Source organism: Desulfosarcina sp. (assembly GCF_041551955.1).
Classification (GTDB): domain Bacteria; phylum Desulfobacterota; class Desulfobacteria; order Desulfobacterales; family Desulfosarcinaceae; genus Desulfosarcina.
Genome location: NZ_JBFELV010000239.1, coordinates 1 through 7,665 on the forward strand (window position 1 = coordinate 1; position 7,665 = coordinate 7,665).

Below are 7,665 nucleotides of genomic sequence, written 5' to 3' on the forward strand. Positions count from 1 at the left end.
AGGGGTCAAGTGTGGCACCAAGAATTGGAGCGTCTTAAAGCCAGCCTGTCAAAAGTAATCCGGATGCTGTGTGCTTGGATACGGTCGCCGGGAAAAAGACCCTCGACCCCTTGAATCCTGGACTCCTTGAACCCTTCGTTTAGAGCCGTTTTTGTATCTCCTCCAACCGCTCACTGATTCGTACCGGATAAAGGTCCGCATCGTCCAAACGTTTGTAACGCTGATCCAGTCGCTCGAAGTTACTGGCGAAACGTGCCCGAATTTCTTCCAGCGTCGGCATCGGCCCCACAGGTCGGCCCTTCTGCATGGCCGGCCTCAACAATGCGGTGGCGCCGTTTACCGTTTCACCCCTTACGCCGATGACGTCTTCGAGAAAACGGCCACCGTCCGCTGTAAAGCGAAACACCTGCTTTTCACCGGCCAACGTGATCTTGCCTTGACTGACTTTGCGCACATTGCTACCGCCGCGGCGCACCATTTTGTAAACCATGTCCAGGTACGGTGCGTCGGCGGACACGCCCATGCGCGTGCCCACACCAAAGGCATCGATGCGGGCGCCGCCGGCAATCAGTCGCTCCAGGGCATACTCGTCAAAGCCGCTGCTGGCAAAAATCTTAACCCCCGGCAGTCCCGCCTGGTCCAGTATCCGGCGCACTTGTTGGCTCAGGGTGATCATCTCCCCACTGTCCAGCCGGACACCCTGCAGGGCGTTGCCCTTTTTCCTCATGCGATTGCCCACCATAACGGCATTCCTGGCGCCTTGCAGGGTGTCATAGGTGTCGATGAGAAATACGGCGCTGTCCGGAAACAGATTGGCATAGGCCTCGAATGCGTCGGCTTCCGATTCAAATGCGGTCACGAAGGAATGGGCCATGGTACCGGATACGGGAATACCCCATGTCTTGCCGGCCAGCACATTGCTGGTGCCTGAAAAACCGGCGATATAGGACGACCGGGCCACCGCCATCCCCGCATGGCTGCCCTGGGTACGGCGCAGGGAAAAGTCGACGATGGGCAGACCGGCAGCGGCATGGACGCAGCGGGCCGCCTTGGTGGCCATCAGGCTGGCAACCCCCACGGTATTGATCAGGTAGGTCTCGATGATCTGAGCCTGGATCAAGGGCGCCGTCACCTCCATCACGGGCTCGTCGGGGAAGAAGATCTCCCCGTCGGCCATGGCCGTGACATCCCCGGTGAATCTCAGTGTGGACAGGTAAGCCAGGTAATCGCGTTTGAACCGGCCGGTCTGCACCAGCCAGTCAATCTCCTCGTCGCTGAAACGAAAGCGGGTCAGTGCATCCACCACTTCCTGAAGCCCGGCGGCCACGAAATAGGCCCGCCTGGGGTGGGGCCGCACGAACAGGGAAAAGGTAGCCGGAATGTCCATTTGCCGGTCGAAGTAGCCGGCAGCCATGGTCAATTCGTAAAGGTCGGTGAACAGGGGCCCGGGAAACTCGAGACAACTCATTGGATGGTCGCTCCGTACAACCGTTCCATCCGTTTGAGGGCATGGCTGTGGGCCTCGGCGTCAAAATCGGCCACGCCGGCTCGCGGCACGATGGTTCGGTAGTCCCGGTTGGCCAGCCCGCCGACGGTGTCCATCACGCAGATGGAGGTGCACACGCCCACCACCTCCACCTCCTCGGGGCCGTGCCCAGCCAGGACCGTTTCCAGGCCGGTGCCGTAAAATCCGCTGTAGCGCGTTTTGGGCAGCACGGGTTCGCCGGGCCGGGGGACAAGCGCGTCGATAATCTGGCTACCCCAGGTGCCGGCGACACAGTGGGGGGGAAACTTTTCAAACTCCCGGTCGTCCTTGGCGTGAGCGTCCTGCAGATACACCACCAAACTGCCCGCTCGCCGGTGGGCCTCCAACCGCAGGCGCACGAAGGGGACGATATCGCGGGCGCCCTGGCCGCAATAAAGGGCACCTTTTTCGTCGATAAAATCGTTGAGCATGTCCACGACGATCAATGCTGCTTTGATCATGAGAATCCGCCTTTCCGGGCGTTCGTTTGCCCGTCGATTGCTTGAGCCAAAATAGTCCTCAAACAACCATTTGTAAACATGGATCGACTAAACACTTGAACCCTTTTCGAACAAGTGGTGTTGATTAAGCGTTGCGTCACTGGTAATACAGAGGTTCATTGTAATTTCAAACCATTGGCATATCCATCCGCAGGCAAGAAGGTTTAATTGGCATGAACCCTGACATCTATCGGGAAATCAAGCGCCGAATTCTGTATTTGGAGTATGCACCGGGGCAGATCCTCAATGAAAATGTCCTCGCCAAAGAATTCGGCGTCAGCCGTACCCCCATGCGCGAGGTGCTTTACCGGCTGTCGTGGGAGCAGCTGGCCCGCATCATCCCCCGCACGGGCACCATGGTCACTCAAATCGAATTTCAGACCATGATGCAGACCTACCAGACACGCCTCGGCATCGAAGGAGAGGTGGGCCGGCTCTGCGCGGAACTAGCCACGGACGCCCACCTGGAAGAGATCCACGCCATTCGTAAAGACTGTGAGGTGCTGGCAGGCCGCAAAGACCCCGATGCCCTGGTGGAAATTGACCGCCGGTTACGCCGAGTCGTCCATGACGCCACCGGCAATCCGATACTCCAGTCCGTGTCCGACCACCTTTACACCCTGACCTTCCGCCTGTGGTATGTCACCCTCGACAAGGGCGACTGGCAGCAGGAGGTCCGTGAAATGCTGGATGAAATCGAAGCCACCCTGGCCGGCATGGAAGCCAGAGACGGCATGGAGACGGCCCGCGTGCGGCGTGAGTCCCTGGTGCGCCATTTCGACCGCATCCGCGCCAAGTACCTGGGGGTGCCCGACGAAGTGAGACTGTAAGGCACAATTTCAACCGTATCGGCCTTCAACCTATCCGCTTGATTCCTATGTCCCTGGCCATTTTTCTGATCACCTACCTCGCCATCGCCCTGGGCAAAGTCCCAGGCCTGGTGATCGACCGTGTCGGTATCGCTCTGCTGGGTGCCATCGCCATGGTCGGCTTCGGGGTGATCTCCACGCCATCCGCGGTCCAGGCCATCGACCTGCCCACGATTCTGCTGCTCTATTCACTGATGGTCATCTCCGCCCAGCTGCGACTCGGCGGCTTCTACTCCTGGTCGGCCTCGCGGATTCTGACGCTGCTGAAGCGACCGAAAACGTTTTTGCTGGTTCTCATGGCGGTCAGTGCCGTTCTATCGGCCCTGCTGGCCAACGACATCGTCTGTTTTGCATTCACGCCGGTCCTGACGGCCGCCTTGATCCGTTCCGGCAGGAACCCCATACCTTTTCTGCTGGGCCTGGCGGTCTCCAGCAACATCGGTTCGGCCGCCACCATCATCGGCAACCCCCAGAACATGCTCATCGGTCAGGTCGGCCAGTTGGCCTTCGGCCGTTTCATCGCCTGGTGCGCGCCGCCCACACTGGTCTCCCTGCTGGGCAGCTATCTGCTCCTGCTCCGGATTTACCGGGGTCGAATGGACATCAAAGAAACCCGTCGTATCGGCGGCGCCCCCGGCGCCTGGCCGGATTTCAACCCCTGGCAGAGCGCCAAAGGCATCGGCGCCGTGGTTGCTCTCCTGGCCCTGTTTTTCACCCCCGTCCCCCGTGAGGTGTCGGCCATCGCCATCGCCGGCATCCTGCTCTGCAGTCGCCGGATGAAAACCCGGGACATCCTGGGGCTGGTGGACTGGCACCTGATCACCCTGTTCTGCGCCCTGTTCATCGTCATCCACGGCATCGTCCAGTCACATGATCTGAACCTGCTGATGGAACGGCTTGCCGGCTGGGGTGTAGATCTGGGCAACAGCACCATGCTGACCGGCCTGACGGTATTGCTGAGCAACCTCTTCAGTAACGTGCCCACCGTCATGCTGCTGATACCATTCATGGACCCGACCGATTCCCATCAGTGGTACACGCTGGCACTGTCCAGCACGTTCGCCGGCAATCTGTTCGTACTGGGCAGTATCGCCAATCTGATCGTCATCGAACAGGCATCCCGCATGGGGGTCGATATCTCCTTCAGGGAGCATGCACGGGTGGGGGTACCGGTTACCTTGATGTCATTGATCGTTCTGGTGGTATGGGGTATGATCTGATACGATCGAGTTCCGGGTTAAAAAAAAGCGCTTCGGGGAAAGGAGATTAAAACGATGAAGTTCGTGATTTATCTGCTGGGATTCCTGTGGATTGCAGCCGGTGCAATCGCCATCCTGTACACGGACGATTACAAGACCTATTTTACAGGGGTGATGACCCGCCTGGACCGCAAAATCCTAGCCATCATCCCCGCCCTTTTCGGCCTGCTGCTGCTCTTGGCCGCATCGTCGACCAGCCACAGCGGATTTATCGGGACCATCGGCGTTCTGGGAATCGTCAAGGGCGTTCTGATCTATTTCAACCCCGGCGGCCTGTTCGAGATCAGCAAATCTTGGATGGAAACGCTTTCGGGCCAGGGATACCGGCTGGTGGGCATCATCGCCCTGGTGTTGGGTACCGTGGTCATCTCCTGGATTCAATAGCCGGACGACTCCGCCTCCGGCGTCGCCGGGGCTTCGCGACAAATCGTCCGGGAGTGGAACCTCGAGCATCATGCAGACGTCGGGCAAAAAGACAGCTGTCGGCGGGTTGGGCTTCATCCTGCTGCTGGCCGGCCTTCCCCTGCTGGGCATCCTCGCTGCCGGTCGGGATCCCGCCCCCTACCTGGAAATACCGCCGACCACCCGCTGTGTGGTGCACGCCGGTTTTTCATGGGCGTGGTTTCGCTTTTTTGCCATCGCCGACCTGCTGCTGATCAGCGGCCTGTTGTGGGCCATCCAGCATGGCCGGCAGCATAAACGGCAAACAATCGAAAGGCCCGGTTTGCCCGCAGCGGAAAAAAAGGACTTCGGCGCTGCAGCTTGGCCGCACCCCGGGCGCTTTCCCTGGTGGGGCTGGGCCGGCATGGCCCTCTGCCTGACCTCATGGCTCCTGGCCTGGCAGCGGTTCTCTTGGTTCTGGCTCCTCCAACCCCACACCTTCCTGCCCATCTGGGCCGGCTTCATTCTTGCCGTCAATGCCCTGGCCGTCAAACGCAGCGGCAGTTGCCTGATACTGCGCCGGCCGCTGCGGTTTTTACTGCTATTTCCGGCCAGTGCCGGGTTCTGGTGGTTCTTCGAATACCTCAACCGCTTCGTCCAGAACTGGTACTACACCGGCATCGAAGGCATGGGACCTGGAGAGTACGCGTACTACTCCAGCCTGGCATTTGCCACGGTGCTGCCCGGCGTGCTCAGCATGATCGATCTTCTGCTCACCTTTCCCGCCCTGGGAAAAGGCCTGGCACACGGCCGGCCGATCCGCCTGCCCTCCGGCCGGTTGACGCCCCTGGCAGGCCTGGCAGCGGCGAGCGGCGGACTGACCCTGATCGGCATCTTCCCGGATCATCTTTTCGCCCTGCTGTGGGTATCGCCATTGATCGGCATCTTGTCCATCCAGGCGCTGGCCGGCCGGCACACCCTGCTCCATCCATTGGGGTACGGGGACTGGCGGCCGCTGGTAGTCCCGGCCCTGGCGGCCCTGGCCTGCGGGTTCTTCTGGGAGATGTGGAACTATTTCAGCCTGGCCCGCTGGACTTACACCGTCCCTTTCGTGCAGCGCTTCCACCTGTTCGAAATGCCGATTCTGGGCTACGGCGGGTACCTGCCTTTCGGGCTGGAGTGCCTGGTGGCGGGTTCCCTGATAATCGGCGATCCCTTCGGGCAAGAGGATACCGATCACATCAAGGCTGTTTCCGCTTCCTGATGCCGCTGAAATCACTCCGGCGAAATCAAGTCTTTTCAGGATGTCCCCTTTAAACAGGCAACCCGCGGTGCTGACGAACAATCACCCGGCAGCCGCAAAGATGAGGCCGTGATTTTTTACTTTGGTGTATTATGTTTTTAAGGATAAATGATTTATCGCGTGCCCGGGCTCCACGGGAGGATTGCCCTATGAAACGATTTGCCTTGTTTATGCTTGTGTTGGCTTTTTGCACCCACTGCTCAATAGGGTGCTCTCCGTCCACCATTGAGGAGGTGGGACAAACCAAGGCCAGCGCAACAGCGGCCCAGCAGCAAACCCGGACGGGGATTGCCCTGCGGGCGACCATCGATCCCCAGACCGGTGAATTCATCAGCCCGGCTGAGCAGGAAACGCCTACTGCAGGCAACTCCATCCAGCCTTCCGCCTTCAGCATCTCGGCAGAAACGATGGAAGAAACATCAAGCCCCGTGCCGGGCGGGGGGGTGATGATCGATCTGAAGGGCCGTTTTCAAAGTCCGGTTTCGGCAACCGTCGAGAGGAACGGCAAAACCACCGTCGAACACCCGGATAGTGACAGGGTGGAGTGAAACCATGCAGCATCGCAAAAGATTGCCGGTTGCGCTTCTGGTGGCCGCCTTGACAGCCGTTTCACTTGGTGCCCCCGGCCTTGTCCTTGCACAGGCAACCATCGTCATCGATGTTCTTGACGGGCCCGACGAGGGGTTCAACGATCCCGGTGCCCCTGACCCGACCTCGGCAGCCGGCGGAAACACCGGTGCAACCCTTGGGGCTCAGCGATTCATTGCCTTTGGGCACGCCGCTGACATATGGGCCGGCCTGCTCGACAGCAGCCAGGCGATCGTTGTCGGCGCAACATTCGATCCACAGCCGTGTGACGCCACGACTGCCGACCTCGGTGCTGCCGGCACGAACACGGTGCACCGCGACTTCACAGGGGCACCGGTGGTAAACACGTGGTATCCCGCCGCGCTGGCCAACGCACTGGCAGGAGCCGATCTAGCGCCCGGATTGGCTGACATCGACGCCTTTTTCAACAGCGCCATCGACGATGCGACCTGCGCATTTCCAAAAGTCTGGTACTACGGCCTGGATGGGAGTCCGCCCGCCGGCACCATCGATTTTGTCAGCGTTGTGCTGCACGAACTGGGTCACGGCCTTGGTTTTCAAACCTTCGTGGATCTCGGCACCGGCGCCAAACTCAATAATTTTGACGACGTGTTCATGCTATGGTTGGAAAATCACTCGACCGGAGAACTTTATCCCGAGATGACCGATGGGGCTCGTGTTTCAGCGAGCGTCGATTCGGGAAACCTCCATTGGATTGGTCCCGATGTAGTTGCCCTAAGCGACGGATTGACTTTAGGCCGGCACCCGAGTGGCCACGTGGAGATGTACGCCCCCGACCCGCAGAACCCGGGGTCTTCGATATCCCACTTCAGCACCTCGCTGAGTCCCGACGAACTGATGGAGCCGTCGTTCACCGCAGCAATCCACGACGTGGGTCTGGCCGCGGCATTGATGCAGGACCTCGGATGGTCCGCCTCCTCGTTGCCGAGGACAACAATAGGCCAGACCGCCGGCGCGCCGCTTTCCGATGGCGGAGGCGGCGGGAATTGTTTCATTGCCGCGATGACCGGATCGCTCGACATAGCCAGATAGAAACCCGGCAACCATTGCGTCTCGGGCGCGGTCGGGAGAAAACCCAGCATGAATCGGCCTCACCCATTATCTCCTTGTGAATCGGTTCGGCGTGCCTGATGCCAGCCCCCGTTTGGATGATCGCGCGGGATTTCTTGGCTTGAAACGATCCTCGAATTCAATTAGAGTCGATTCACCCATGTAGCTC

The 7,665-nt window shown here is 59.8% G+C and carries 8 protein-coding genes; 6 read left to right on the forward strand and 2 right to left on the reverse strand.

Annotated features, from left to right (window positions below):
- Nucleotides 1-139: 139 nt before the first annotated feature.
- Nucleotides 140-1,468, reverse strand: a complete 1,329-nt coding sequence (locus ABYV26_RS16410) for a nicotinate phosphoribosyltransferase (protein WP_372682435.1) — start codon at nucleotides 1,466-1,468, stop codon at nucleotides 140-142.
- The gene (locus ABYV26_RS16415; RefSeq protein WP_372682436.1) at nucleotides 1,465-1,986 is read right to left on the reverse strand and encodes a cysteine hydrolase family protein; all 522 of its coding nucleotides are present in this window, start codon (nucleotides 1,984-1,986) and stop codon (nucleotides 1,465-1,467) included. The genes ABYV26_RS16410 and ABYV26_RS16415 overlap by 4 nt, the downstream gene beginning before the upstream one ends.
- A gap of 212 nt (nucleotides 1,987-2,198) precedes the next feature.
- Between ABYV26_RS16415 and ABYV26_RS16420 the strand changes: the two genes are divergently transcribed.
- The 6 genes from ABYV26_RS16420 to ABYV26_RS16445 all read left to right on the forward strand — a co-directional run bounded on the left by ABYV26_RS16420 (nucleotide 2,199) and on the right by ABYV26_RS16445 (nucleotide 7,478).
- On the forward strand, nucleotides 2,199-2,855 hold the full coding sequence (locus ABYV26_RS16420; protein WP_372682437.1) for a GntR family transcriptional regulator: 657 nt from the start codon (nucleotides 2,199-2,201) through the stop codon (nucleotides 2,853-2,855).
- 47 nt (nucleotides 2,856-2,902) lie between these two features.
- Nucleotides 2,903-4,114, forward strand: coding sequence for an anion transporter (locus ABYV26_RS16425; RefSeq protein WP_372682438.1), 1,212 nt, complete (start codon nucleotides 2,903-2,905; stop codon nucleotides 4,112-4,114).
- A gap of 54 nt (nucleotides 4,115-4,168) precedes the next feature.
- A complete protein-coding gene (locus ABYV26_RS16430) occupies nucleotides 4,169-4,537 on the forward strand; it encodes a hypothetical protein (RefSeq protein ID WP_372682439.1) in 369 nt (122 codons plus the stop codon).
- A gap of 70 nt (nucleotides 4,538-4,607) precedes the next feature.
- A complete protein-coding gene (locus ABYV26_RS16435) occupies nucleotides 4,608-5,798 on the forward strand; it encodes a hypothetical protein (RefSeq protein ID WP_372682440.1) in 1,191 nt (396 codons plus the stop codon).
- 188 nt (nucleotides 5,799-5,986) lie between these two features.
- Nucleotides 5,987-6,385, forward strand: coding sequence for a hypothetical protein (locus ABYV26_RS16440; RefSeq protein WP_372682441.1), 399 nt, complete (start codon nucleotides 5,987-5,989; stop codon nucleotides 6,383-6,385).
- A 4-nt stretch (nucleotides 6,386-6,389) separates the two neighbouring features.
- Nucleotides 6,390-7,478, forward strand: coding sequence for a hypothetical protein (locus ABYV26_RS16445; protein WP_372682442.1), 1,089 nt, complete (start codon nucleotides 6,390-6,392; stop codon nucleotides 7,476-7,478).
- Nucleotides 7,479-7,665: the final 187 nt, after the last annotated feature.

Excerpts from the sequence above, each read along its gene's own strand:
- ABYV26_RS16410 (WP_372682435.1), bottom strand. The coding sequence starts at position 1,468 with ATGAGTTGTCTCGAGTTTCCCGGGCCCCTGTTCACCGACCTTTACGAA.
- ABYV26_RS16440 (WP_372682441.1), top strand. The coding sequence starts at position 5,987 with ATGAAACGATTTGCCTTGTTTATGCTTGTGTTGGCTTTTTGCACCCAC.
- ABYV26_RS16445 (WP_372682442.1), top strand. The coding sequence starts at position 6,390 with ATGCAGCATCGCAAAAGATTGCCGGTTGCGCTTCTGGTGGCCGCCTTG.
- ABYV26_RS16430 (WP_372682439.1), top strand. The coding sequence starts at position 4,169 with ATGAAGTTCGTGATTTATCTGCTGGGATTCCTGTGGATTGCAGCCGGT.
- ABYV26_RS16425 (WP_372682438.1), top strand. The coding sequence starts at position 2,903 with ATGTCCCTGGCCATTTTTCTGATCACCTACCTCGCCATCGCCCTGGGC.
- ABYV26_RS16415 (WP_372682436.1), bottom strand. The coding sequence starts at position 1,986 with ATGATCAAAGCAGCATTGATCGTCGTGGACATGCTCAACGATTTTATC.
- ABYV26_RS16435 (WP_372682440.1), top strand. The coding sequence starts at position 4,608 with ATGCAGACGTCGGGCAAAAAGACAGCTGTCGGCGGGTTGGGCTTCATC.
- ABYV26_RS16420 (WP_372682437.1), top strand. The coding sequence starts at position 2,199 with ATGAACCCTGACATCTATCGGGAAATCAAGCGCCGAATTCTGTATTTG.